This window comes from Paenibacillus sp. 11B (genome assembly GCF_030487755.1).
GTDB classification, from domain to species: domain Bacteria; phylum Bacillota; class Bacilli; order Paenibacillales; family Paenibacillaceae; genus Paenibacillus; species Paenibacillus vandeheii.
In genome coordinates, this window is sequence record NZ_JAUKNS010000001.1 from 1,403,913 (window position 1) to 1,428,801 (window position 24,889).

At 49.0% G+C, this 24,889-nt stretch carries 20 protein-coding genes; 1 reads left to right on the top strand and 19 read right to left on the bottom strand.

Annotation, left to right across the window (positions count from 1 at the left end):
* Positions 1 to 25: 25 nt before the first annotated feature.
* From Q0V21_RS06270 to Q0V21_RS06315, 10 genes are all read right to left on the bottom strand, one after another.
* A complete protein-coding gene (locus Q0V21_RS06270) occupies positions 26 to 2,677 on the bottom strand; it encodes a molecular chaperone (RefSeq protein ID WP_301878067.1) in 2,652 nt (883 codons plus the stop codon).
* 32 nt (positions 2,678 to 2,709) lie between these two features.
* The gene (locus Q0V21_RS06275) at positions 2,710 to 3,399 is read right to left on the bottom strand and encodes an iron-dependent peroxidase (RefSeq protein WP_301878068.1); all 690 of its coding nucleotides are present in this window, start codon (positions 3,397 to 3,399) and stop codon (positions 2,710 to 2,712) included.
* 7 nt (positions 3,400 to 3,406) lie between these two features.
* Positions 3,407 to 4,699: a normocyte-binding protein gene (locus tag Q0V21_RS06280; RefSeq protein ID WP_301878069.1), complete on the bottom strand. Its 1,293-nt coding sequence runs from the start codon at positions 4,697 to 4,699 to the stop codon at positions 3,407 to 3,409.
* Complete coding sequence (locus Q0V21_RS06285; protein WP_301878070.1) at positions 4,699 to 6,543, bottom strand: SpoIIE family protein phosphatase; 1,845 nt, start codon at positions 6,541 to 6,543, stop codon at positions 4,699 to 4,701. Before Q0V21_RS06285 ends, Q0V21_RS06280 begins: the two co-directional genes overlap by 1 nt.
* 40 nt (positions 6,544 to 6,583) lie before the next feature.
* Positions 6,584 to 7,465, bottom strand: coding sequence for a PP2C family protein-serine/threonine phosphatase (locus Q0V21_RS06290; RefSeq protein ID WP_301878071.1), 882 nt, complete (start codon positions 7,463 to 7,465; stop codon positions 6,584 to 6,586).
* Positions 7,450 to 7,983: an FHA domain-containing protein gene (locus tag Q0V21_RS06295; protein WP_072734549.1), complete on the bottom strand. Its 534-nt coding sequence runs from the start codon at positions 7,981 to 7,983 to the stop codon at positions 7,450 to 7,452. Before Q0V21_RS06295 ends, Q0V21_RS06290 begins: the two co-directional genes overlap by 16 nt.
* A gap of 42 nt (positions 7,984 to 8,025) precedes the next feature.
* Complete coding sequence (locus Q0V21_RS06300) at positions 8,026 to 8,577, bottom strand: FHA domain-containing protein (protein WP_483312365.1); 552 nt, start codon at positions 8,575 to 8,577, stop codon at positions 8,026 to 8,028.
* A 42-nt stretch (positions 8,578 to 8,619) separates the two neighbouring features.
* Positions 8,620 to 9,081, bottom strand: a complete 462-nt coding sequence (locus tag Q0V21_RS06305; RefSeq protein WP_301878073.1) for a J domain-containing protein — start codon at positions 9,079 to 9,081, stop codon at positions 8,620 to 8,622.
* A 126-nt stretch (positions 9,082 to 9,207) separates the two neighbouring features.
* Positions 9,208 to 9,633, bottom strand: a complete 426-nt coding sequence (locus tag Q0V21_RS06310) for a membrane-associated protease 1 (protein WP_301878074.1) — start codon at positions 9,631 to 9,633, stop codon at positions 9,208 to 9,210.
* Positions 9,634 to 9,816: 183 nt separating this feature from the next.
* Positions 9,817 to 11,985, bottom strand: coding sequence for a transcriptional regulator (locus tag Q0V21_RS06315; protein ID WP_079349711.1), 2,169 nt, complete (start codon positions 11,983 to 11,985; stop codon positions 9,817 to 9,819).
* Positions 11,986 to 12,562: 577 nt separating this feature from the next.
* Here Q0V21_RS06315 and Q0V21_RS06320 point away from each other — a divergent pair.
* Entirely contained in the window at positions 12,563 to 14,629 is a 2,067-nt protein-coding gene (locus tag Q0V21_RS06320) for a vWA domain-containing protein (RefSeq protein WP_301878075.1), read from the top strand.
* Positions 14,630 to 14,811: 182 nt separating this feature from the next.
* Here Q0V21_RS06320 and Q0V21_RS06325 read toward each other — a convergent pair whose 3' ends face one another.
* From Q0V21_RS06325 to Q0V21_RS06365, 9 genes are all read right to left on the bottom strand, one after another.
* Entirely contained in the window at positions 14,812 to 16,404 is a 1,593-nt protein-coding gene (locus Q0V21_RS06325; RefSeq protein ID WP_301878076.1) for an FAD-dependent oxidoreductase, read from the bottom strand.
* Complete coding sequence (locus Q0V21_RS06330) at positions 16,394 to 17,347, bottom strand: ROK family protein (RefSeq protein ID WP_301878077.1); 954 nt, start codon at positions 17,345 to 17,347, stop codon at positions 16,394 to 16,396. Before Q0V21_RS06330 ends, Q0V21_RS06325 begins: the two co-directional genes overlap by 11 nt.
* 28 nt (positions 17,348 to 17,375) lie before the next feature.
* Entirely contained in the window at positions 17,376 to 18,203 is an 828-nt protein-coding gene (locus Q0V21_RS06335; RefSeq protein WP_079349715.1) for a MurR/RpiR family transcriptional regulator, read from the bottom strand.
* Positions 18,181 to 18,897, bottom strand: a complete 717-nt coding sequence (locus Q0V21_RS06340; RefSeq protein WP_301878437.1) for an N-acetylmannosamine-6-phosphate 2-epimerase — start codon at positions 18,895 to 18,897, stop codon at positions 18,181 to 18,183. Before Q0V21_RS06340 ends, Q0V21_RS06335 begins: the two co-directional genes overlap by 23 nt.
* 17 nt (positions 18,898 to 18,914) lie before the next feature.
* Complete coding sequence (locus tag Q0V21_RS06345) at positions 18,915 to 20,468, bottom strand: DUF4127 family protein (protein ID WP_301878078.1); 1,554 nt, start codon at positions 20,466 to 20,468, stop codon at positions 18,915 to 18,917.
* A gap of 26 nt (positions 20,469 to 20,494) precedes the next feature.
* The gene (locus Q0V21_RS06350) at positions 20,495 to 21,340 is read right to left on the bottom strand and encodes a carbohydrate ABC transporter permease (RefSeq protein ID WP_079349717.1); all 846 of its coding nucleotides are present in this window, start codon (positions 21,338 to 21,340) and stop codon (positions 20,495 to 20,497) included.
* The gene (locus Q0V21_RS06355) at positions 21,340 to 22,221 is read right to left on the bottom strand and encodes a carbohydrate ABC transporter permease (protein WP_301878079.1); all 882 of its coding nucleotides are present in this window, start codon (positions 22,219 to 22,221) and stop codon (positions 21,340 to 21,342) included. The genes Q0V21_RS06350 and Q0V21_RS06355 overlap by 1 nt, the downstream gene beginning before the upstream one ends.
* Before the next feature lie 68 nt (positions 22,222 to 22,289).
* On the bottom strand, positions 22,290 to 23,603 hold the full coding sequence (locus Q0V21_RS06360) for an ABC transporter substrate-binding protein (RefSeq protein ID WP_301878080.1): 1,314 nt from the start codon (positions 23,601 to 23,603) through the stop codon (positions 22,290 to 22,292).
* Between the two features lie 264 nt (positions 23,604 to 23,867).
* Complete coding sequence (locus Q0V21_RS06365; protein ID WP_301878082.1) at positions 23,868 to 24,857, bottom strand: serine/threonine protein kinase; 990 nt, start codon at positions 24,855 to 24,857, stop codon at positions 23,868 to 23,870.
* Positions 24,858 to 24,889: the final 32 nt, after the last annotated feature.

Below are 24,889 nucleotides of genomic sequence, written 5' to 3' on the forward strand. Positions count from 1 at the left end.
TGTTCCTCCTTTCTGCTCTTGGTCCTCACTTCATTCCGTCAAAGAAGTCGAGTTCCGACAAGTCTGTTTCAAATGGAAGCAGCTTCTGCGGCCCCAGATACAACCGTTCATTCCTGCGGGCAACCGGTAATACATGAAACCCCCAATGACGGTCATCCGGAAAAACAAAAAACTTCGTCTCTCCATTCACAATAGAGTCCGTATCATCCTGCGGGATTTTATCTCCGTACTGATCCCGGATGTCTTCGTAGAGCACCTCTTTATAGGCATCCAGACGGTTGGCATAGACGAATTTCTGTCTCAGCTGACCATCGCTTCCGCTCAGGTACAACTCCACTTCTGCCGTCTCGAATGGACGGGAAATGCAGCCCGGAATGCCGTCACTCCGATCCAGACTGCTGATCAGCATTTTTTCACGTCCATTATGCGTGTAGGCACTTACGGTATAAGGAATTACAGCGGCATCATGCGTGATATCGGCTTGAACGCTTCCTGTTTTGCGGGCACTCTGATAACGAATCGCCCCTCGAAGGCAGGCAAGTTTAAGATCAGGCACACGCCCTTCCGCAGGTTTTTGCCGAAACTCAATGCTTCTGCCTGGAACGAACTCTTTCAGCGCTTCCCGAAATACATCAATGCGGCAGGACTGACCTGTCAACTTGATAATCGAATATTGGCTCATCCGCCCTTGCCGATAGAAATCATCCAAAAACTTGCGGACCACCTCATAGATATCAGCCTTAATCAGCTGAGTAATTTCCTTGATATTAAACACCACATCGGGGAACTCATATTCATCCTTCAGTTCACCACTACGTTCCACGGACAGAAACCAACGTTCCATGGTCGTGATCTGCAGGTCACTATCCCCATCGTCCTCCATCTCCGAGTGGAATCGGTTACGCAAGATGCCGGTTTTGCGGAAAAATTGCTGCTTCATCTCTTCTGCGATTTCCCACAGAAAGTAGAAGTTGCCTCTCACCCGAAGATACTCATCTCGTGAACGATTCTCTCGACGCGCAAACGCAGTCGGGATGATATGTTCTGCCTCCTCATAGCGTTGTTCCAGCTTCTGATAGACGGATTTCACACCTTCTTCGTCCACTTGACGGAACACATCCGCACCCGGTGCCTCGATCAGGCTATCGATATCCGTCACCTGACGTCGTCCGCTATAGTAGTCGGCGAATACGATCTTCATGAACTGCATAATACGATAGGTAATGTTGTGACCTCCGAAGTTGGTATCCCCATTTTCGTAAGTGGTATGGATATCCAGCTTGTACGCCATATGTCCGTCCTCGATCGTAAATGCACAAGATGACAAGTCAGTTGTTCCCCCGCCACAATCAATCACGAGCGCATGATACGTCTGCCCTTCCATGAAAGCACCGCGTTCCATCCCGTCAGCAAGGGTGTTATAGAGCACAGCCATTCCCTCATCCAGCGCATATGCCTGCTCAATCCGATAATCCGGAAGCATCTCTCCGAACATCTGCAAAAATTGTGTTTTCATCTTCACGGGACTGGTAAAATGCACATGGCGAAACTTACACTTAAACTGATGCTCTGCCGTTCGGATGATGTAATTCATGTACGCACGCAGCAGATCCATACGAGAAACCATGGCCGCATTGCCATGAACATCGACGATCTCTTCTATTTTGTTGTAGTTGTTCACCCAGCGCTTCATGCTGCGGAAGACACTCGCCCGGCTGCTGTACCCTCCCCGACGCATGCTTCGCAGCGCTTCATAGCCGAACTCGTAACGAATGTTCGCTGGATCCGAGCACTCCGCCACACCGATGGCCGTAGGCAGGACCTCGATCCAGTCCGTGTCTTTGTATGTAGGGTCGGGAAAAGCCACATAGTTAATGGCATCCATACGAACCCGCCCATTCAGCAAATCCTGGCTGCTTGGTGCCTGAATATAACCATTATGCAAATAGGCGCCTGCCGTCGTGTTGGAGGTGCCAAAGTCAATTGCAAGTACAGCGTCTGTCGGTTCGAGTTCCCGGATGTCCAGATCGGCCAGTGGAATTTGAGTATATTGAATATGAACCGGAGGAAGAGGCCTGCTAGAGTAATAGGTCTGATATAGATATTCCGAATCGCGTTTACGGAAAAAGAGAAGACTGTACTGTCTGTTGCCCGATCGTTTCCAGGTCGATCCACTTCCTGCCGTCAAATAAAAGGTTCCGGATATGGACTCGTCCTTAACCAGATTAAAGATGCCACACAGCTCCATACTCTCATTGACCAAAAGTACGTTGGATTCAGTTAAACCACCCGGCGCCGTGACTACGTACTGATCCAGCTTGTCCACTTTCAATCCTTCGAACAGAATCAGCCGCGCGGGCACACTAATACCTCCATCACTGCTCATAGGAGCCGTCATATGACGAGAAATGGCCTTTTGTATGCGCTCGAATCCGCCTTCAACAGACTGATCGATCCACAACACATCGTCCGCTCCCAAAAATTTCAGAATAATCCGAATCAGTTCTTCACGCTCCGTGCGGGGCCCCAATCCCTCAACCAGTCGCTCCTTGTAACAAATATTCCGTAATTGAAATGTCGTCATGTCCATCAACTCTTCGCGCGTATAACGCATGGTTCCTCTGGCCCGTTCCCTGCCCGTGGCATCGGGATACAATCGGTATGAATAGCCTTTCATCTATACTTCCTCCTTACAACTGCTGATGCTGCTTAATATAGGGCAATACCGTCCTGTATCATCGTATAGTCCACATCCAGAATGCCAAAATGATGACCCCAGTATATTTCCGTGTCAAAACGAACCGGCAGGAAGAGTTCAAGAATCAATTCCAGCTTCTCCTTCGCTTCCGTCCGTTCTGCCTGACCAATATATAAGAGCAATTCATCCTTCTCCTCACAATTGGCATAAAGGGTTGAACGCGGGAACATCCGGACAAGAGTATCCCTTAGCAGATGAACGGCCTCTCCCGTATCGTACAGACGGAGAATATTGCAGGCGATCACTTCCTGTTCCTCTCGTCCGAACAACTCCAGTCGCCGCCGTATCCGTTTCCCGTATACACCCGAATGCATATCATTCAAAATGAAGCGAATGTAATACTCCCTTTTATTCATCCCCTGCATCAAATCCATATCCGCCAGAAAATGAATGACCAAATCAAAGAGCGTCTCCCGCAATTCCACCTGCTCTTCGTTATTGATATCGAACAAATCCCTGAAAATATCAAAAAAACGATAATACGGATTGACTTCCATCGTACGTTCCACGTCTGAAGCATTCAGGTTCGTATGACTTAATTCAATATAAGGCGAATATACACGTGCAGGAACAAAAGTTACGTCTCTCAGATCAGTTCCATTACGCTTGGCGCGAATAATCAGATCCCATATATAATTCATGTTAAGCTCACATCCATTCCCCTTCGCAGCGATATTCAGGGAAAGCCAACTGGATCTCAGATACCAGAAAGCTCAGCAAATCATCTAGAAAAATAGCCTGTTCTGGCTGAATTCCGTGTTTGCTGAACCTTAAAATCATTCGATGTTTATCTGCCTCAACACGGACATGATCGCTAACAAATCCATTAAGCGGGTACGTGATGCCCAAGGTGGGCCCAGGTGCCACCACTTTCACATCTTCCAGTTCCAATCCCTCCGCTACCTGGAAAGCATGAACCATGCGGGCAATCTCCCCTTTGGATCGCACAGAGCGTCCTTCCTGACGCGCATATTTACCCGCAAACCCTTCCCGTTTGTTGTTGGAAAAAAGCGGAAAGTCCATTCTACCGATTCGGGTTGTAACGGGACCGGCTATCTTCAGTACCGTCCATGAATCGGATTTCTCCAGCGGAGATACGATGGTGATATCTTCTTCCGATCTTTTGATATACCGAATATGCGATTCATCTCCATCCACCAGATATCCGTGTTCCGTTCCGGTTTTGCGGAGTGGTAACACATGTTCATAATTGATTCGGTCAGAAGCCGGGACAGGGAATCCACCCGTTTTCATATCAAGCTTCTGGATATTCCAAAGTGGGATCATGTTCGTTCTTTTATAAGACTCAAACTCCTCCAAATGGATTGAAAGTTCTTTGACCACATGCTGTTTGTCCCATGCATCTCCATCGTCCGAACCCACTAGAACACAATCAACGAATTTGAACACATAGGGTGCATTAATCGATTTCCATGGTAGGCTGTTTTTACGAAAGATCCGGTACAGTTCTTCAATTTTGGAGATATACGCAGTACTTGATTTCAACCGAACCGTTATGCCATGTCTGCCTTCACTCGTTACAATCTCCCCGCGGAATGTCCGATTACTTTTCAGCAGGGATTGGAGCTCCTGTTGCCCACATTCCATGTAGAACGTGAACAATCTCATTTCTTCCTTACGTGCCAGCGCTTCTGAAGCCTCACTCAAATAAACGGTCTGCGGTGTAGCATCCTCCGGAAGAATCGGATACAGAAATTCATGAATGGGGTCCAAATCTTCCCGCGGACATAATGTGACATATACATCGTGGCGTTCCTCCAGCGGTACCACCTCGTCAAACACCCGTTGCTCGATCTGTTTGTTTAACGTCTCCTGATACTCGACCAGATTAAGAAAAACGCCTGTCATGAGATCTTTGAGCATGCGACGTTGTTCCAGATCCTCCATCTTGTTTAGACGGTCACGAATAATATCTTTCATCACGAATCTCCTCCTTCCGTTGCTTCCAGTTCATTCGCTTCAGCCTCGGTGGTGTCGGTGCTTCCTTTAGCCTTTGATGCGGAATTAATGCTAGCATTGCTTGTCGTTTTCCCTGAAGAAGAACCGGATCCAGAAGCATCCACAGTTCCACTTCCGACCGAAGAGGCATTACTTGCAGGAGAAGTACTTCCCACTGAATTACCTGCGCTCATTCCTCCCGCATTCCCGGTCCAATCCGAGTTCGAACCAGACGTATCTGTTGTTCCTAACCCTGCCGCATCCTGAGTAAGATCAACCGCCGGTACAGGTGGATTCAGTTTCTCATCCAGCTTATTTATTTTCCGCTCCATAGCCAGCACGCGTTCCAACATATCGATCTCCTGATAAATTTCCTGTGCCGAAGCATAGGCATCCATGGCGCCACTATAATCTCCGGCTTCAGAGAAGCGGTCACCCTTCTGTTCCAGGGTATCGGCCTGAAGCTGTCTGGATTGGCGCTTGATATCCGCCCGTTTGGTTTCGGCAGTCTCCAGTTTGGTGGAAACTTCCTTCAGTGCCTCCTTGTATGCTGTTTCCGTGGCGGCCGTTCTGGCCCTTTTATACAAGATGATCGCTCCACTGTAGTCTCCGTTCTGGAGTTTCAGATCCCCCTCGGTGATCCAGTCTTGTACTTGCTGAAAGGTGGTCATCTGTTCCAAACGTTCCTGAATGACTTCACGGTTGAACATATTGTAGGACTCAGACAATTCCAGTGCTTTGGTGTAACTGGCGGTTGCCTTGGGAATATCTCCTTCTTTCAAATGAGCTTCGCCGTCAACCAATGTCTGAGCAGCAGTCATCTTCGAAGTCAGCAACTTTTTGTGCACAGGGTCCTTTACTTTGATCGAATTGTTGCGAGCAAGACTGTAATCTGAGACGGCCTTGGCGTACTCCTGTTCCTTCACGTACTGGTCAGCGTTCTGTTCGTATTGCAGCATATCCACTACCAGCTCGGCTTTTTTGGCTGCGCTTTTCACCGCGTAGAATATGCCGGCTCCGCCAAAAATCAGGAGCATAATCAACATGATGGCAATCCGTTTAATCCACTTCTTACGGTTCTTGGGTTCTTCATGAAAAATCTTGTTCACATAGATGGCTGCCGCACTATAATTCTCGATTCGCGAACGCTGCTTGCTAAGCATCACTTCTTCCAACGTATCGGCCAGCGCCTGCGGGTCATTGGCACCTTCCACCGCATCAATCATCTCGGCATCCTGCACGCCTTCCCATATTCCAGGTGTGCATAGAACAAGCACATCACCATCGGCGAGCTTGATCTTATCGGATACATACGGTTTGATCATGCCAGGTTTGCCCGCGTATTCATTCAGATTTCCGCGTTCATCATGCTGATCCACACGATCCTCTGCAATCTGGCCTTCGGCTGCCAGCTGGGCAGCTACACTATGATCCTTACTTTTTAATGCAAGCCTATTTCCCCGAAAATGATACAAGCGGCTATGTCCGGCAGATGCCCACACCATGCGTGTATAATCGGTCACAACAATGACGAAACCCGCTTTGAGCCTGACCCGGCGGCTTTCATACTGCAACCATTCATGCGCAATTTTGATATACTCCGTCAGTCTGCGTTTGGACATCGTTGGTTTTTCCAAAAAGGATTCCAGAATGGTCTGCACCGTGATCTGTGCACTATTCACTTCCGTATCGGTGTCGAGGCCATCTGCAATGACATAACAAGCCCAGTCTTCCAGCTCAACGCAGCCGTAGAAATCCCGATTTTTCAGGAAAGACCCCGCTTCCGAGACAAAAGCGGTCTTGAATTCACTGTTCTCCTTCCTCATCCGTCTCCCCATTTCCCGTCCCTGTGCGTTGCCCGATCCGTTACCATCCTTGCTCCAAAATGATAATCGTGGCATTATCCTGATGCACGAGCTGTTTTTCTTCGATTAAATCAATGATGGCCTGTGCTGCATCAAACGGCGGAATGTCTTTGGCCAGAATAGTCTCCAGTTCCATTTCAGTAAGGGAGTTGTATACCCCGTCACTGCATAACACAATCTTGTCCGCCGGCTGCAGTGCAAACGGCTCGTCCGCGATTTCCATTTGTTTAAAATGGTCGTACCCCAAATAGTTGACCAGCCTTTTGCGCTGCGGATTGTCAAGCGCCTCCTGCTCGGAGATCTCTCCAGACATATACTGTTCTTCAAGTTGGGTTTCCAGGGTATGCTTATGATTGATGGCAAGCAGCTCTCCATTGCGAAACACGGCCAAGATGCTGTCTCCTACCGCACCCCAATACAGATCCTTTCCCTTGATCATGGCAGACACCAATGTTGTCCCTCCGGGAACGCCCAGCAAATTCCGAAGGATGGCCTGATTTGCCGCATGGGAAGAAGCATCCCAAAACTCTTCCGGATCAGGAAACCGCTCCAACTCTTCAAACTCCCGGATAAATGTTTCCACGGCAGTCGTACTCGCCACTTTTCCACCGGACAATCCACTGATCCCATCGGCAAGTACAGCAAGTACACCATGCGGCTGCACAGCACAGGCAAAATAATCGTCCTGTTCATTGCGAGCACCAATGGTCTGTCCATTGCCAATCTGAACTCCAACCGGTCTATCGTCACGCTGCCTTACCGGAATCCGGCTTCGCACGAATAACAGCAACCAAATCAACAAACAGCCACCCGCAAGTACCCAGTAGGGCGTTAGCTCCTTGTCGTTCCACAAAATCATGAAGGTGTTCACTGCTGCTCCCATTCAAAGTGCACACCGCACAATGGAATGAAAATGAATTTACTTCGTCCCAATTGGATAACATCGTAGGCAGCCAGTTCCACCGGAGAATAGACCGCTTCATTGTTGTGATATGCGAGGCCAGAAGCATCGCCGGGCAGCAAATAGAAATTCCGCTTTTTGGGATCGTACACAATCACCGCGTGATTACGCCGAGAAATGGTGTTATCCCCGAGGATGCGAACATGCATCTCTTCTGAACGTCCAATAAAGTTCTTTTCAGCCATTATTCGATAATCCTGGCCCATCTGCGGACCCTCGATACACACCATCCATCCCGTTACCGGTTCAATTCCTGTCGTTTCGCCCAGGTAAGGCATCGTTCTGTCGTCCTCTGCCGTACGAGGTGCGCGTGGGACTGCACCCGCTGCCTCACCATTACTGGTAGCTGGCGATTCAACGGCCAGATTGCAATATGGACACGTATTGCCGTGCCGTCTCGTGCTGAACATATGTCCGTTTCCACATCTAGTCAGACTCATTTCGTTTCATTCCCCCGTAAGCTTGTATGATGTACGCCAACGTTATTTCACCAAAATGCGGGTATTGGCAATATAAATTAAGTCCCCTGCCTCAATTAGGCTGGGTTCTTCGATTTCCAATTTGGATGCTCTGCTTTGATTTCCTTTACGTACACCTACCCCACTGGCCGAGTCGATATCCTCGATAAACCATTGACCCGAGGCTTTGTTCAATACGGCGTGCTGCGAGCTAATGAGAGACGCATAGGGTGTATCGGACAGATCAATGTCAGCCTCGCTGTTCTTCGAACTTTTCCCGATCAAAACACTCGTTTCGCCCTGAATATACCATTCCTTCACACTTGTGCCGTCGTCGTCCAGAAGGACGAGCTTCACAACACGCGAAGACAATTTCTTCTTTTCCGTCTTGGTGGCTGGCATGTATTTAAAATACAGGTATGCTCCTCCAGAGAGGACCACGATAATTCCAGTTACCCACTGGGCACTACTATCCCGGTTGATGATAAATATGTAATACAGCACGGCTAACGAAATCATGGCGACGCAAGCGTCAAGCCCCATCGTCAATACCGACCTTCCTCGTTTCACTTCCATAACCTCCGCCTGAACCGGCATGATCCATAACGAGCTCCCGGTCTACTTTTTTCGAACTCCGAAATATCGGTCAAACATGGCGGACATATCCATTCCTTTATTGGGACCGGCTTTGCCACCGTTTGGACTTTCCTTGCCTTTGGGGTGATAGCCAAAAAATTGTTCGAACTGTTCCTGCATCCGCGACGGATCCGACCATACCTTCTCGGCATTTGCACTCCCAGACTTCGCATTGCCTTTACTGGATCTGGCTGTATCGGATGCTGATCCCTTCGCTTGACCTGTATTACGTCCAGTGCGAAGCTGCTGATCATACGCTGCTCTAAGCTCGGAATTTCCGAGTGCACTGTATGCCTCATGTACTTGCTTGAAACGCGCTTCTGCCTGTACGTCTCCCCCATTGACATCGGGGTGAAATTTCTTCGCCAATTGGCGATAAGCTTTCTTGATCTGCTCCGGAGAAGCTTCACGTTCTACACCAAGCACGGCATAATAATCTTTCATGGTATTCTTTCCTGCCTCCCTGCCGTATTCGGGCGTAAATAAAGATTAAGGGGCGCCAGGGCCCCTTAACATGACAGCGTTGTTCCGGACCAGAACTAACTGGCCCAAGACAACAGTTGTTCCCTTTTATACAGGGAAGCCGCCCTCAATTTTAGTGAATTCAGTTTTGTCTTTTTTCTGTTTGATGAACAGGCTGAACTCACCTACGCCTTCGGTATCGCCGAAACGTTCTGTGTAATCCACAACGAATGCGTTAGGCAAGTAAATTTTGCGTACCACTTGATCTGCTGCAACCACTTCCAGGGTTACTTTGCGATAGCAATCCGCTTTTTCAGCAGGCACGAGAGACCACAAAGCAAGTTTCATTGTGTCATCTGCATTGTCACCATCGGTTGCAGTGATAATTTTGCCGCTGATGCGAAGTGTTGCGCCTACATCTGTGGATCTAGCGTTGGAATCATCTGGAGTATCCGTGTCATACACAACTGTACGGATATTATCCATTCCCAATTCGATTGTTTCTACGCCTTCTACTTTCAATACAAAACCCATTAATAAAAACCTCCTTAAGATTAGGAAAAAATGTGCCCGGCATGCTCCCCATCTCGGGAGAGGCACCGGAATATATGTATAAAGGCAAGACGATAAAATCTGCCTCTAACACCAAAATAAATGTCTATAATACGTTGTTTGAAGAATCAAATTTAATAGTCAGACTTGTTCCAAGGCTGGTCCTTACACTTTCATCGCACTAGTGCCTTTAGTAATCATGACCTCCAGATTCTTCACGTTGCCGTTGAATACCAGGTCAATGTGGCACATGTTGCTCTTCTCATCGATGATAAAGCTCATGTCGTCGCCTTCCTGAATGATCGAATTGATCGACCCTCGAGTTCCCAGCCACCGGCTCTTCTGACTGCTCGGATTGTTGCTGAAGAATTTGACGATATTTTCATGTTTGAAATCACCGGTTTGGAAACGGAGCAAACGCTCAATGTAAGTACTTACAAGTGTTTTGTACAAGGAATCGAAACCATCTTCGGACATCGCCATGCTTCTTGCTTTATAGACGGTGATCCGCTTGATATCGCTATCCTGGATTTGGGCATTTTCGGATGAGAAAATAAATCCAAAGTTTTTTCGGTTAATCAAATCCTTAATGGTATTTGTAAATCCGGAAATTTCTTTGGTCATCGTTGTTACAACACGCAAGCTGTTGTCCCCCGCCTCAATATCAAAACGCACACCTGGATAATCACGGTTGACGTTTTTGAAAGCCCCTTTCAGGTATTCCGGACACTGATACGCAGCAACAATCCCTGCAGATACATAGGAAGCCCCAACATATACGCCTTCAATCCACAGTTTCAGGATGTCTTCCTTCTCCTTGGAAAGTTCCACACCATTCTCCGTCTGAAGCATGCGACTGTCGATAACGACACCCGATTTCTCCTTGGGAATAATCGTGAAGTTTGGAGCACTCGGAATGGCAAACTCGCTGTATTCCTTGCGGGTCAACACTGCACATTTATCGATATACTTATCGATGCCTGCGGTAGCCATACTGCTGAACGTGGTTTCTTCTCCTGATTCGAAACTGAAGAACACCTGCACCTTGTAATCCTTAACGACTTGAAGGAGCATTGCCAGAGATTCCATGCTATTTCCGTCTTGTTTAACCACTTTCTCATTACCACGGAAACGGGCACGACTTACTTTGACTTGGCCTGTATTTTCCAGTTCTACGGAAGGAACGATACCGAACCAGATCGTGTCGGTAAAATCATTCTTCGCATTGACAGTGTTGAGATATGTTTCAAGCCGCGGAATATTACTGCTCTTGACGAGCATATCCAGCTTGGCATTGGAGATAAGCATGGAAGGAAGCATGCCTTTGTTTTTAATCGCATATTGGTCAAAGAACATTTTGACACCCAAGATTTTCTCGACCAGCGGTTTAACGGTTTTCACAAAATCATCCTTGGCGTTTTTGTAAAACTCCAGGTATGTGTTGTAGTTCTGCACTTCTATAGCTGTATCCACTTCAGACTGAACTGCAGGAAGCGGGCAGAATGTGCGGACCACCAGATCCTGCACATACGGCGAAGGTGTCTCGGAGAGCGAGTCATAATCTTCGGCAAATACTTGCGTCAAATCAGTGCTTGTTGCTTCATCGAGAAGCATCAGCTCGTTGTTATCACTCTTCGGAGCTTCGATAATTTTCAATTCTCCGCTCTCACCAATCGTGAGTTGCCCTACCTGAATCGCCTCGGAAGAAGTTTCTTCTTGTGCACGGCCCAGCAACAAACGGGTCTTGATATCTTCAATGGCGAGAGGAAGCATGGCCATGACATTGTTGTAGTTGCGGCTTGCATCTTCAAACATGACGTTCAGCTTATCTCCGATATCCAGCTTCTTCGGGTCGCCGTCATCCAGCTTCTCATGCTGGCCATACATGTAATGAATTTCCTTCCGTACCTGACGAATGTCATCCATGACTTTCTTCGGTGAGATCATATCGAGCAGATTTTCAAACTTGAAATCAACGTTCGTAATACCTTGACTGCGTTTGGTATCAATTAGGGTGAACAGCATTCTCAGAAAGTCGTTACTATGGTCGATCTTGATCTCCGAGATAGCTTCGTCCGGGATACCTTCCGGCTTTTTAAGCGTATACATGACTTTCTGGTTTACCGCATTGAAAAAGGAGTACACGCTAGGTGAGAACTTGTCCAGGAACTCATCGAAGCTACGAACAAGCAAATGTTCGTTAATCTCCTTGATCTTATCGTCACTCAGACTGTCGATGCCCTTAACATCACCGACAATGGTGATCAAGTCCAACTTCTCGGGATTAATTTCTTCAAAAAGCATCGTTCGGTTCGTTTGATTAATAATGTCCATTCAGGCAACATCCGCCAAGATGATGATCCATTGGGCGAATGCTTCCCCCCCTCCATCAATTTTTGACACTCCGCACGTCTCTATCAGCCTTCGGTCATGATTCAGGAGAATCACTACACCCAGCAAACACAAGACCAATAGAACGAGCTGTCAACATACGACTGGAACTTATGTACCAGATTATGCCGTTTGCTTTGGAGATTTATGGAATTCATCTTAATCATCAGCGATATGTTTTGTCAATAATACCCACTATAGGTCTAAAAGCTCATTTTATAACCTTCGATATACCTATAGAACTAATTTTTGGAATTCGCTTCACTTCCTTACGAATCATGCCGATGATATAGAATATCCTATAATTTGGATGAAGTTCAATGATTTAAGACTAGTGGGGTTTTCCCCCTAACCAAGAGTAAAAATACTGAAAGTATGCGGTGTTGCATTATTCTCAATTGATGAAAACTACGCATAACGGCGTTATATCGCGATTAAGCAAAAGTTATTCAAAAAAATTTAATATTCCCCAAAAAATGTAGCGAAGTTTTCAAACCAGAAAGGAGATTCGAAGCCTCACATGATATTAATTAAATGCAAAAAAATACTGCTTTCCCTATTGGTGATTAGCATTTTAATTCCAGCAGGGAACATTGGCAGCATCTACGCGGAATCATCTGTCAAGACCCACGCGTATGAAGGGCTCGATGCCATGTTTGTCCTGGATGTTAGCTACTCTATGAATGAGACCGACAAAGATCGCATCGCCGAAGAAGTTATACATATGTTTATGGATATGAGTAGTGGACCTAAGACCCGACTGGGATTCGTAGCTTATAATGATCAAATCACTTCATCCGTACTTCTAATGGATATATCATCCTCTGGGGCACGAAATAACCTTCGTAGTCGTGTTGATGGCTTAAAACGCTCAGGCTATACAGATCTTGGACTTGGCTTACGCCGAGGTGCGAGTTTGCTTGAACAGTCCCAGACGGACAAACGAAAGCCATTTATGATTTTGCTCTCTGATGGGGAAACGGATTTGCGTGGCTCGTCGAGCAGAACACCAGCTGATTCATCCAAAGATGTAGACAAGGTGATTGAGATGGCTCAAAAAGCTAATTATCCAATCTATACCGTCGGACTAAACCGCGATGGTACGGTTAACCCCGCTGAACTGGAGCGGATAGCTCAGGAGACGGGTGGATCTTCCTTTATCACGGGAAGTGCAGACGACTTGCCTGAAATTTTTAACCGGATTTTTGCAGATCAGATTCAATCTGTTCTTGTATCTGTGGCGGCAGTAACAGCAACAGGGGCAATGCAGGAGGTAACGGTGGACATTCCCAATTCAAGCATGGCGGATGCCAACATTATCATGCTCTCTGATCATGCTGTCTCTGAAGCTCAGCTCTATTATCAGTCCAGCAATGTCAGCTTCATCCGATCTGATAAATATGCTCTAATGAAGATCATTCGTCCGGTCAAAGGACAATTCAAACTGAAATTCAAGGGGCGCAGCGGGGATCTGGTGAAAATCAACCTACTCGGTAACTATAACGTGTCTGCTGTTGCAAATATGGCAACGGAACAGCCAATTAAGGGGAAAAGCATCACATTTGAAGCCTCTCTCTACGATCAGGCTGTGGACCCTAAACCCATTCAGGATTTGAATGTTTACAAGGGACTTGAAGCAGAACTCATTGTGACCCCGTCTGATGGAAAAACAGAGCATATCCCTTTGACCAATACAGGCAGCGGATTTACGGGAAAATACACTTTTCCAAAATCGGATCTATATACATGGGGTCTTCGAATTGATGGTCCTGACTTTTATCGGGAGATCACTCCCGTTGAAGTAGACATTACGAATCAGGCCCCTGTAGCAACAGGGGAATCCATAGTGTTATCCAAAGACAATAGCAATACAGAGGTTGAACTAAGCAAGTACTTTAAGGATGCCAATAATGATCCATTAACGTATGCCCTCGCTGAAGGTGGTAATGAGCGCAAACTCGGAGATGCTGTCATTGAAGGCAATATACTGCGCTGGTCTTCGCTTCACACCGGTAGTTCATCCATCAAAGTGACCGCAACGGATTCTGAAGGCGCCAGTATAACCGCAGACATCCCGTTGCAAATTCATTCTTTACGTGAAAAGGTACTCCTATATACGGGACTCGGTCTCCTCGCAGCTGGTGGTATCTTCGCACTATATTGGTTCGTGCTGAAACCAAAACCTGTATTTCGTGGAAGACTGGAAGGCTACTTCTTGGCTACTGCGAACGGAGAAGATATCCCCGTAACGAATTGGCCACTGACTTCATTGGAGCGACGAAAAGTAAGTCTCAGTGAACTATTTGATCGAATGGACATTGGGGTTAAGGTACCAGAGTCAGGACGAATCTGGCTGGAAGCTGGTAAAAAAGAAACGTTATTGGTAAGGCATGACACGAACTGTACAGTCGTTCGGGGACGAACACCAGTGAAACCCAGACATACAGAAGCTCTGGAGTATAATGAAAAGTTGTATATTACGTTTGAAGATGGTGTCACGGAGATTGAAATTCGATACAAAGCCATCAAACCAAGTACCAATATCTATGTAGGACAAAAGAAAGATCCACAGCAGGCCATGGGATAATCATCGCAGTGTTGATGAGAACGATCATCTGCAATGACACTATTGTAAAAACAGATGCACAAAGAGAGTTAATCGACTTATAGAAAATGATTCCTGTTCAGAACAGGAATCATTTTTTTATCCCTTTGGTATCTCTAGTGCTTATGTGTTGTGAAGGTAGCAACGTTCTCTTAAAAGTCTATCTAACACTCCCCTGCCAGCTCCGCATCTGTCCAATGAAGCTGAACACCCTGGCGAATCAGCTGTTCCAGATAGGCGTGAAGATGCTTCGCCGAAGCCCTCACCTCTGAGGGCTCTACTTGCTGTGCAATGGCATAAGCGGCAAGGGTGCCGGCAGCCTCGCCAATATTCCATTCGGTGGGATGCAGACGGTAACAACCGTTCGCAATCTGGGTCATGGAGATATTTTTGCAAGCCGGAAGCAAGTTCTTGACTCGCACCGGGATGAGTGCACCCAACGGAATCTCATAGGGATGGTTCGGAATATAAAAAGTCCGCTGGCTCACGGTTGTTGGATGGAGATCCAGATGATAACTGCCGACCCCCACACTGTCCTCGTAACGTTTGGCTCCCTCTGCTCCGCGCAATTCCTTGCTCACATCCTGCTCGGTAATGGTATATACGCCTCGGATTCGCCGTGATTCCCGAATATACGGCGCTTTCGCGAGACCGTCTTCCGTACCGAGCACATCTCCACGCAGCCTTACGCCCGGATAGCCCTTTCCGCCGTCCAGGCGGGGAGCTGCTGTCTGAAGCCAGTATACTAAGGAAAGAGTTAGTTGCCTCGCCGCTTCCAGATGCCGCTCGCGTTCCTCCGGCGATACGCCAATGATCGGCCCGGCGTAATAATCGTTCAGTGCCCAGTTGAGCAGCGTAACTTCACCATCATTCAGTGGCTCTGTCCATATAGCCGGGTCAACGATCCGCCGATAATCCCACAGGGAGGTTATGCCTTGATCATTCGGGAACATCGTGAACTCTTTCAGCTTGGAGGTATCTTTGGCATCCGAAGCGTACCAGCTCAGGATCGGATACAGCGAGAACGAGGGAATATACTGTCGCCAGTAATCATAATCCCTCGGACGGGGGATCGTGAAATCTCCACCCGGCATATAATCTACTGCCGCCACATGGGTAATCGACTGCATGTCTAGCGGGTCCGCTTCATCCAGGGCATGTGGCTCACCCGTATCCCGCCGAGATTCCGCTCCACTTACATACTCTACTCCCGCAAGGGGAAGCAGATCACCGCATTCTGTAGCATCCAGATAATAGGCACCCTGGAGCTTAATCAATCTCCCGCTTCGCCCTTCACGCACAATCACGCCTGTCACCCGCTCACCTGCTGTATCCACATGAACTGGCACGGTATGATAGAGCACCTCGATCCGACCGGTATTCACGTAAGGGGCCAGCATTTCATGCAAAACGGCAAGCGCGACCTTCGGCTCATGCGCCAAGCGGCTCACCCAGCCATTACCGGGATTGAGGACAGGATTGCTCTTGGCAGCCTCCGTAAGCGGGTAGTTCCGTTTATAGTAATCTCTGACCCTGCTGCGGAACTCGCGGTACGATGCTGTGCTGCCAGATTGTTCAATCCAGCGGTGCTCATCCGGCGGCACTGCCTGTGAGGTTAATTGACCGCCAAGCCAGTCCGTCTCTTCCGTCAAAAGCACCCTCTGCCCTGCCTTCGCTGCAGCCAGCGCAGCCGCCGTCCCACCAAGACCTCCACCAATAATGATGATGTCACTGCGTTTCTCCTGTTCAATTCTCATGCTTTGTCTCCTCCCCTTCACTTCCGCCAGACCAGCCAACTCCCTCCTCGCGCAGGCGTTCCAATGCCAGCTGCGCCGCCCCGAAACAGCCTGCCCAGTTACCGAGTTCTGCTACGGATACCCGGTCTGCTAACCCGACACTGGATAGCTTAGCGGTAAGCATCGGCCACCATATAGCCTGGGCTTGGGTCACTCCGCCGCCAAGAATAATCACTTCGGGATCTACCGAGGCAGCGATATTCTCAACAACCAAAGCCAAATCAGCTATGTAACGCTCCAAAATGTACAGCGCCGCTGCTTCTCCCTGGCCTGCAGCGGTCATAATCTCTCGACCATGAGTATAGATGTTGTCCTTCTGTTCCCGCGCCAACCGCAGCAGTGCACTACCGGAAATATATTGCTCCACACAGCCGCGTTTACCACAATTGCAGGGCCGACCTTCAGGCACCAGAACGCTGTGTCCCCAATCGCCTCCACGCCAGTCTCCACCCCGCAGCATCCTGCCAAATGCCATGTTGGCCCCTCCGACCCCGGTTCCAAGAGTCAGCATCACCAGGTTCTGCTTACCGCGGCCAGTACCAAGCCACGCCTCGCCGAGCAGTGCAGCATTGGCGTCGTTATCGGCAGTCGAAGGCAGGCCAAATTCCCCGGTTGCCCACTCGGTTAGCGGCATTCCCTGCCAGCCAGGTAAATTGTTCGTAGCGTGGATCACTTCTCCCGTTTCCACATTCACCCTTCCCGCCGAGGCAATGCCCAGTGCCTCCACTTCTCCATAGCTAGACAGCAGTTCTCCTACTAACCCACAGAGCTGACCAAGTATGGCCTTCCGCCCCAGTCGGGCCTCTGTTGCATACGTAGCCTCCGCCAGAACAACTCCGGCTTCATTGATCACAAGCCCCTTGATGCCTGTGCCTCCTACATCCACGCCAATGACCTGCGCCATCTGCTCTCCCCCTATTCACATCAACACTTCAATAAATACGGTCAATAACCGCCCTCGCCGTTAATTCCTTCATCTTTTTGGTCTCTTCGCCATGCTGGCGCTCCAGTCCCTGGCAGAGCAGGTCAATAATGAACAGCTGAGAGATTTTAGCGCCTACAGAGCCGCCTTCAAGGGGAGACTCCTTCCCGGCGGTCAAGAGCAGGATATCCGCAATGGAAGCAATCGGAGATTTGGCATAGTTGGTCATGGCAATCACCTTAGCCCCGTTTTGTTTGGCCTTCATCAGCATATCGTTGGTATCCAGCGTGCTGCCGGACACGCTGATACCAAAAGCCACATCACCTTCTCGCATCGTTACCGCCATCATGGACTGGATATGACTGTCGGAATTCGCTTCCGCACGCCGCCCGATGCGCAGAAAGCGATTCTTGGCATCCATAGCGGTAATGCCTGACGAGCCTACACCGAAAAATTGCACATGACGTGCGCCATCCAGGCACTTCACCGCCTGCTCCAACTGCTCCCGATCCAGCATACCCAAGCTGGATTGCAGCACACCAACCATCGAGGCATAGAGATGGTCAGCGTAATCGTCCTCTCCCTGCTCTCCGTCTGACTGGTATTGCCGTTTCGGCAGCCCTTGGGCCAGCATTAGCTTGAAATCCTGGTAACCTTTGAACCCGATTTTGCGGCAGAATCGCATGACCGTGGTCTCTCCTGTACCGGCAAAATCAGCCAGCTCGGTCACAGAAAAATAGATGATATTATCCGGGTTCTCCAGTACGCAACGGGCCACTTTCTGCTCGGATCTGGTCATGGAAGGATAATACGTATTAATTCGGTCGTTCATTTCCATTACTCTTCATCCTCACTTTTCTGGTCACTGCTGCAAACCGCCGGGTGATCAGCTGTGGCCGGGTAATCGCAGAGCCTACCACAACAGCGTATGCCCCCAGATTAAACGCCTCTTCCACCTGAGAGGGCTGACTGATCCGTCCTTCGGCAATAACCGGAATCTTCAACTGCTGGGCAGACATCTCCAGCAGCTCTAAATTGGGCCCTTCCTGCTGCCGGGAATACGGTGTATAACCTGATAGGGTGGTGGAAACACAGCTCACTCCAAGCGATTCAGCGTATAAAGCTTCCTCCAGAATGGAGATGTCGGCCATGGAAGTTGCCCCACTTGCGTTCAGATAAGTGGTGATTTGCTCCAATGTATGATTTTCCGGTCTGTTCTGGCGGGTCGCATCAAATGCAATGATATCTGCGCCGGCCTCCAGCAGCTCGTCAATTTCTCTGAGGGTTGGCGTTATATATACAGCAGAGTCCGGGTAATTGCGCTTCACGATGCCAATAACCGGCAGCGAAACCGCCTGCTTGATTGCACGCACATCAGCTGCCCCGTTGGCCCGGATGCCAGCGGCCCCACCTTCCTCCGCAGCCGCAGCCATCCGGGCCATCATCGCCGCGCCATGCAGCGGTTCGTCAGCCAACGCCTGGCATGAAACAATCAGCCCCAAATACAGTTTCTCCAGCACTACCTTTGTCAGGGTTCTCACCCTCTCTCTTATATTCTGCTTTCCTTACTAGGGTTGGATGGTACGAATCGTACAGACAGGCCCACTTCGAACATCCGGTTCCATGGCATATAACAATCGGTAATCTGGATACTCCCTGCTGCAGTATCGATCCGCACAGCAAGCTCTTGACGCAGCCTTTCCTCTACTCGGGCGGCAACAAGGCCACGAGATCCATCCAGTAAGTACTTGCCATAACCCATCTCCTGCACCGGGCCATTGCTAAGTTCTCCCCGAACGACTGAACAATAGCAGACATCCTCAGCATAGCGGAGGGCAAGGAAATCAAGATGCGATTGTGTACGACCATAGAGCAGATAGATCATAGCCTGTGAAATGACGGTTCCCAGCGAATTGGAGCTGGTATTCCAGGCGGCATATCCAGCCAGATCAAATAACATGTCTTTTTGCCGCAGCATCTTGACCAGCTTCTGATCCCCACCATTGGCATATCCGACATCCGCTACAGCGACTGGCTTCTCCTTGCTCCTCAGTAGAAAATGTCCATATTCAACTAGTTCCATCAGATTCCGGTATACATCATAGCTGTAAAAAGAATGCTGCTGCGACACCGCCTCCGCCATCGTTTCCCCCGGTGTGCTAATTAACAGCACCAGATCCGCTTCAGTCGCACTGGGTACAATCAGCCCACCTGCGGCCAAAATCTGATATTTCAGCGTCTCATAGAAAAAACGGTCCTCGAACAGCGGGGTAACAAACGCTCCCTGAACAGATGATAATCGCGGATATACCAACGGCATCTTGCCACAAGCCTTGTTCATCATTCTGGTGAGTAATACGCAGCCAACTTCGTCCGCACCAGGATACATATACACTTTAAGTTCCAGATCAAGGGCGGTAATACTTGCTCGCACCTTCTCCTGATCCTTGGCTGTATGTCCATAAGGCGCTGAATCATCCTGCGGCACAATCATGAACTCGATAATTCCCTCTTTCACCAGGGCCAGCACTTGCTTGTTCGCTTCAATATTTTTCGCCCTGCGTCCAAGGTAATCTTCCAGCACTTCCGTTGGTAGACGGTTATCGATATCAGCCAGCTCGCGGATCTCCTCTTCAGTCGCCATCCCCAGTTCCAGCCGATGGCTGATGAAACCTTTGCGAAAAATCTCCCGTCCCCAGTCAGCGTAATAATCCGGCTCCTCATCTGACAGAGAATATTGCGGGCAGCGCATAATCAGTTGAAACGCATACAGGGTTAGCTGCGGATACCGCTGCTTAATGCCCCGCAGCCGCTCCAGACGGGCGGTCAATTCATCCAGCTGCAGCTGGTGCAGCCGGGAAGGAATGATCCCGCCATAGAGCAGCGTATCCAGTGCAACGACTGCTCCGTCCGCCCCGGCACAGTTCTCCTCAAACCAGGTCCACAACTGCTCCACATCGCCCGGACGCTTTTTCAGACCCATAAGTCCAAGCGGAGGACGCTCCAATGTAAATTCCGTTCCTTGCGCCAATAAATAAGGAAACTCATAATTGCAAGGCCGCTCATCCAACGGGATAAATGTTAGCTTAAACTGCTTCGGCATGGATGCCATCACCCTTTCTGTGTTTCTTATCCTTTAATCGCACCCGCAATGCCCTCCATATAATATTTTTGGGTGAACAGGAACACAACGATAATCGGCAGCACCGAGATCATAGTCCCGGCGGCAATCCAGCCGAAGTTATACGAGAACTGCCCGTTCAGGTACGTCAGGGCCGCAGCCAGCGGATATTTCTGCGGATCATCCAGCACCACAATCGGCCACAGGAAATTGTTCCAGAATGCCATAACCTCAAGCAAGCCAATGACGGCAACCCCCGGTTTCACCAATGGCATGACAAGCTGCACGAAGATACGGAACTCAGAGGCCCCATCCATTTTGCCAGAATCCCGAATATCCGTCGGTATGCCCAGAAACGTTTGCCGCATCAGAAAGATGTTAAATACCGACACCGCAGCCGGAAGCACAACCCCAAGAAACGTATTGCCCAAATGAAAGGCCTGAATGGTTAAATAATGCACAATCATCGCCGTCGCCGACGGAATAATCATGGTCGAGATGAGCAACGTGAAAACCAGATTACGTCCCTTGAACCGAAAGGTTGCGAGTGGATACGCCGTCAGGCAGGACAAGAAGATGTTGAATACCACTCCAAGGAGCGTAATCACCACAGTATTTATGATATAGCGTGGAAAATCCATGAACGCCCACACCTGTACGTAGTTATCGAACGCGATGAAGGTAGGGAGGATCGCCGGCGGATTCGCAAATACATTACGGCCAGGCATCAGCGATACGCTGAGCAGCCACAGAAAAGGGCCCATCATAAACAGGGCAAGCAGGATCAGCAATACGTAAGTGATCAAATAACGAAGGCCTTTTTTCATTTTTTTAGACGATAGCGTACTCCGCATCAATAGGTATTCACCCCGCCTTTCCGGTTCAGCCGGAACACCAGCACACTGAGCGCTGCTATCATCACACTGACGATCAGCCCAAGCGCCGAGGCATAACCGAAATTGAACTGCTCCAGCCCTTTTTGAAAAATATAAACACTTGAAGTCAATGTGGACGTTCCCGGCCCGCCCTTGGTCAAAATATAGACCTCATCGAACACACGAACGGCGCCCATCACCGAAATTACAGTGCAAAAGAGAATATGCGGCCGCAGTAGCGGGAGGGTCACATGAACAATCAGTCTCAGTGGTCCCGCTCCGTCCACCCTTGCTGCTTCGTACAGATCTGCCGGAATGTTCTGGAGTCCTGCCAGATAGAGCATCATGTAATAGCCGAGACCCTTCCACATGGTGATGAACATCAGAACATACAGCGCCGTACTACTCGTGGAAAGCCAGGAGACCTGCTCACTGAGAATGCCAACCTTCATCAGAAGATAATTGACCACTCCGTTATTGCCCAACAGCCAGCTCCAGATCAGTGCCACCGCAACCATGGAGGTTACAACAGGGATGTAATAGGCTGCCCTGAACATTTTGACGCCCGGAATGCGGCTGTTGACCAGAATGGCCATGAGGATCGAGATGATTTGGATCACCGGCACAATCAGTACATACACCAGCGAGTTCCACAGCGATATCAGGAAATTGTGATCTTGGAAGGCCCGGGTGAAGTTATCCAGACCAACAAAATGCGTCTCCGAGATGACAGAATAATCCGTTAATGAGAGGGGTATCCCGTAAATAATCGGCCAAAAGGTAAAAACCGCCAGACACAACAATCCCGGTGCCATAAACGCCCATGCAGCAAAAGATTCAGATCGAATCGCCTTGTACACCACTACGCCTCCCTCTCCTTCAGGATCGAGGGGGAGTGCTCCCCCTCATCAAGCTGTACCACCAAAAATCAGGAATCCTGACTAAGAATACGGTTAACTTCCTTCTCCACCGCATTGAGCGTTTCTTTAATATCTGCCCCGTTCATCAGAATTTCCTGTAAGCCCCGTGCAAGCGCCGAGTTGATATCCCCTGCATTCGGCACACCGACCATGTAATCCGTAGCTTTATCGAGACTTTGGGAGGAGGCTACCTTGGCTTCGGCTTCCAGTGAACCGTCGGATTCCGTAAAGAACGGATCTTCAATGGAGGCTTTGCTTGACGGGAGCGTGTTGGCTACCTTAGAGAAAGCGGTCTGATTCGCTGCATTGGTGATAAAGGCGGCAAATTCCACTGCTTGCTCAGGGTTTTTGGATTTCTGTGGCACGACGAGATCCATGGAATTGGAGAGCCGCAGGTTCGCTTTGCCCGTTGGAAGCGTTACCGCAATTGTATTCTTGTAAACATCCGGCGCCGACTTCTTGATGAAGTTGATAAACGTCGGACCCGACAATTGGAAGGCTACCTGCTCTCCGGAAAAATACTGGATCTGTTTGCTGAATTCCGCATCCTCCTTCAATACCACGCCTTCGGCCATCAAGTCGCGCATATGAGCGATCATCGCCTCTGCTTCCGGTGTATTAAAAGCCGCGGCCGTTTTGTCCTCATTTAGAATCGGGATGCCGTCAATTGGAAACAGCTTGGAGACGAGCTGCTGCGCATATCCGGCCACTCCAGTCTTCTCATGGACCTGACGAGCCCACTCCACCAGCTCCTCTCGGGTCTGAGGGGGATTTGCCGGATCAAGGCCTGCTTCCTTCACCAGCTTTGTATTCATGAACAGCACTTCGATACCTGTGTACCATGGAAGCGCATATGCTTTGCCATCCAAAACCGTAGAATTATAAATACCTTCAAAGTAACTCTTCGCTTCCTCCTCTGTCAGGTATTCGTTCAGATTCAGCAGCGCTCCCTTGCTTCCCAATTGACTGGCAAATTCGGTATTGAGATTCACAACATCAGGGCTTTTGCCACTGGCTGTGCTGGTCAACAAACGCTGGGAGATTGCATCATAAGGATAGTCCTTCCACTCCACCGTTACCCCGGGGTGGCTGCTCTCATAGGCAGAAATCAAATCGTTGAAGTAATCGTTGAAGGTTGGCTGTAGCGCAATCGTCCAGAACTCCAACGTCACCGGCTTCCCAGCTTGCGTTCCCGCCTCCCCAGTGCTTCCCGGACTCGGCGTACCCGCCGTATTGCCATTTCCTCCGCAGGCGGCAAGCAGCATAGACATCATGACGACTAGCAGCAAAGATACTATGAAGCCCTTTCTGTTGGTGGTCACACAACATTCCCCCTCAGTTTGGTGTAAGACGGGAGTCGGCGCTTATGTCAGTTTCCTGGCTTATCACTCCATCTTTCCAATGGAGTATATGCAGACTCTGGAATTAGAATGAAGTATTCTTCCATAAATAAATAAAAAAAAGAAATAATTTTTCTTTATATGCTCCAGCGTTTTGCTGCAAAAAAAAGAAGCCAGCTCGATCCGTGAAGGGACCAAACTGACTCGTATGTTAAGCTTCACTATATGGGTAAAACCATACTGAATTCAAGCCGTCTCATGCTGTTTCTTCGGCTCCGCTTCGTAAATCTGGGTATGTTCATTTTCGGACAAGGCCCATTCTACCGTGCCAGGCTTGCGTATTTTCCATATCCAGGCTTGTACTTGAAGCGATCTCTTAATCCAAGCGAGGGACTTGCAGCGTTGCTTGGAACGGACCGACAATCCCCAGTGAATCACACGTGCGAGCCATCGGTTCACATACTCATTATGAGAACGCACCGACGGTAATTCATCGCGGAACAATCGCTGCTTTACATCCATGGGAGGCTGCCCGCATGTCCAATAATGAAGCAACGCTGCCAGGCTGTATATGTCTGACATCGGTCCCTGACTGGATTTCTCGGAATAGAACTCAAGCGGTGAATATCCTGCAGAGGTAAAGATCGCCTGCTTTTCTCCGGATTGTACAGGCCAGCGAGCTGCGGAGCCGAAGTCCAGTAGTTTGGGCGTACCGTCTTCCATCACCATAATATTGGATGGCTTCACATCGCGATGAAGAATTCCCTGCTTATGAATATAGTCCAGTGTATCTACCAGCGGAAGCAGCGTCTCCGTAATAAATGCAGCATCCAGCGCTTGATTTCGCTCAATCAGATATTCGGTCAGGGTTATGCCTGAGCAGTACTCCATTACAAGATACCCTGTGTCATTTTCTTCAAAATGATCCACATACGGAACAATATGAGGATGCTCCAGCGTGGATAACAGCTCTCCTTCTACCAAAAATGCGGCAAGAAGTTCCTGATACTGACCATTGAACCCTCGGGAAGAACAGAACACTCCCCGCTTGTCGGTCTGTCGTGCTGCCAGTCTCTGGGGGAAAAACTCCTTGATCGCTACCTTCGCCCCTGTATTTCGATCTCTTCCTGCATATACAATAGCCAGCTCGCTGCTAGCCATAAGATGTCTTACCTGATATGTATCATTTAAAATTACATTGCGCTGCAATGCCATTTTGCAATTGTCCTTTTTCATAACAGACCCTCTTTTCAACCTTGTCGATCGGA

Coding starts and splice junctions, on each gene's coding strand:
- Q0V21_RS06315 (WP_079349711.1), bottom strand. CDS start 11,985: ATGGACATTATTAATCAAACGAACCGAACGATGCTTTTTGAAGAAATT.
- Q0V21_RS06330 (WP_301878077.1), bottom strand. CDS start 17,347: ATGGCGCAGGTCATTGGCGTGGATGTAGGAGGCACAGGCATCAAGGGG.
- Q0V21_RS06350 (WP_079349717.1), bottom strand. CDS start 21,340: ATGCGGAGTACGCTATCGTCTAAAAAAATGAAAAAAGGCCTTCGTTAT.
- Q0V21_RS06310 (WP_301878074.1), bottom strand. CDS start 9,633: ATGGGTTTTGTATTGAAAGTAGAAGGCGTAGAAACAATCGAATTGGGA.
- Q0V21_RS06345 (WP_301878078.1), bottom strand. CDS start 20,468: ATGCCGAAGCAGTTTAAGCTAACATTTATCCCGTTGGATGAGCGGCCT.
- Q0V21_RS06325 (WP_301878076.1), bottom strand. CDS start 16,404: ATGAGAATTGAACAGGAGAAACGCAGTGACATCATCATTATTGGTGGA.
- Q0V21_RS06270 (WP_301878067.1), bottom strand. CDS start 2,677: ATGAAAGGCTATTCATACCGATTGTATCCCGATGCCACGGGCAGGGAA.
- Q0V21_RS06285 (WP_301878070.1), bottom strand. CDS start 6,543: ATGAGGAAGGAGAACAGTGAATTCAAGACCGCTTTTGTCTCGGAAGCG.
- Q0V21_RS06290 (WP_301878071.1), bottom strand. CDS start 7,465: ATGGGAGCAGCAGTGAACACCTTCATGATTTTGTGGAACGACAAGGAG.
- Q0V21_RS06300 (WP_483312365.1), bottom strand. CDS start 8,577: ATGGAAGTGAAACGAGGAAGGTCGGTATTGACGATGGGGCTTGACGCT.
- Q0V21_RS06335 (WP_079349715.1), bottom strand. CDS start 18,203: ATGGAAATGAACGACCGAATTAATACGTATTATCCTTCCATGACCAGA.
- Q0V21_RS06365 (WP_301878082.1), bottom strand. CDS start 24,857: ATGAAAAAGGACAATTGCAAAATGGCATTGCAGCGCAATGTAATTTTA.
- Q0V21_RS06320 (WP_301878075.1), top strand. CDS start 12,563: ATGATATTAATTAAATGCAAAAAAATACTGCTTTCCCTATTGGTGATT.
- Q0V21_RS06305 (WP_301878073.1), bottom strand. CDS start 9,081: ATGAAAGATTATTATGCCGTGCTTGGTGTAGAACGTGAAGCTTCTCCG.
- Q0V21_RS06295 (WP_072734549.1), bottom strand. CDS start 7,983: ATGAGTCTGACTAGATGTGGAAACGGACATATGTTCAGCACGAGACGG.
- Q0V21_RS06275 (WP_301878068.1), bottom strand. CDS start 3,399: ATGAATTATATATGGGATCTGATTATTCGCGCCAAGCGTAATGGAACT.
- Q0V21_RS06280 (WP_301878069.1), bottom strand. CDS start 4,699: ATGAAAGATATTATTCGTGACCGTCTAAACAAGATGGAGGATCTGGAA.